The sequence below is a fragment of the Mesorhizobium sp. M4A.F.Ca.ET.090.04.2.1 genome, assembly GCF_003999085.1.
In the GTDB taxonomy this organism is placed as follows: Bacteria; Pseudomonadota; Alphaproteobacteria; order Rhizobiales; family Rhizobiaceae; genus Mesorhizobium.
The window spans coordinates 1-1,249 of sequence record NZ_RZOT01000871.1; the positions used below are offsets into that span (position 1 = coordinate 1).

At 68.0% G+C, this 1,249-nt stretch carries 1 protein-coding gene; it reads left to right on the forward strand.

Going from position 1 to position 1,249, the window contains the following annotated elements; all coding sequences use genetic code 11:
• Positions 1–1,249, forward strand: a 1,249-nt coding sequence (locus tag EN781_RS32760; protein WP_127400734.1) for a PAS domain-containing protein, incomplete at both ends; no start/stop codon positions are given.

The window sequence follows — 1,249 nt, forward strand, 5'->3', positions numbered from 1 at the left end:
GCCGCGGCGCTGATCGGATTGGTCGGCGGCGTCGCGGTCTTCACGCAGATGGCGGCGACCAAATATCTCGGGCTGACCGAAGCGACCAATGTCGCGCGCGAGCTGGCCGACACCATAGTCTTCGAACCGTCCGCGGGGACGCCTTCGCTGCTCGAGCAGCCCGAGGTGCTCAAGCAGTTCCTGGAGCAGCAGCACCGGCGCTCGCAGCGGGATTTCATCGTCGTCGACCGCAACAAGGTAATCGTCGCCCATGCCGCCGACGAGGAGCACAAGGCCGGCGAAAAATTCGACCACGACCCCGGCAACGAGGTCGGCCGGACGCTGCAGGACGGCGTCCCGCGCAGGTTCATCGACCCGGAGGAAGTGAACGCCATCCTGGCCGTTCCGATAGAACAGGGCGAGGACACGATCGTCGGCGCCGTGCTGCTGGAATATGATGCGGTGCTGCATGCCGCCGAGCAGCGCACCAACAGCCTGCTGTGGATGGTCGGCCTCAGCACCGCCGCCGCCATGCTGGTCGCGGCTGGCTTCGCCTGGGTGCTGCTCCGCCGTTTCGGCGCCGGGCTCTCGGACATGATGAACGGCATGCAGGCGCTGGCGCAGGGCGACGTCTTGACGCGCATCCGCCACGTCCGCAAGGACGAATTCGGACAACTGGCCGACGGCTTCAACACGATGGCCGACCAGCTCGCGTCGGCGCGGGCGCATATCGAGGACATCGTCGAGACGGCGGCCGAGGGCATCGCGGTGCTCGACGGCGACGGCCGCATCGCCAGCGTCAATCCCGCCGCCACGACGATAATCGGCCGGCGCGCCGACAAGATCGTCGGCCTGCAATGGGACGCGGCGCTGAAGCTGCAAGACCCGAGAGGCGGCGACTTCGCCAGCGGAACGTCGCCCGTCGAGATGGCTTTGGCCACCGGACGCCAGCACCAGGGCGAAGTCCGGCTGACCAGGTCGGACGGCTCGCAATTGCCTGTCATCGCCAGTTGCAGCCCGCTGAGCCGGTCGGAGGGCGGCCTGGTGCTGACGCTGAACGACATCAGCGAGCTGCGCCGCGCCGAAGGGGTCGTCAACGAGCGCGCCGACCAGCTGGCGGTCCTCAATCGCGAGCTGCACGAGAAATCGGAGACCACGACGCGGCTGGTCAAGCTCGGCGAATTGCTGCAGGCCTGCGTGACCTTCCCCGAGGCCTTCTCGGTGGTCGGCACGGCGATGACCGAGTTCCTCGGCGGCTTGAGCGGCAGCG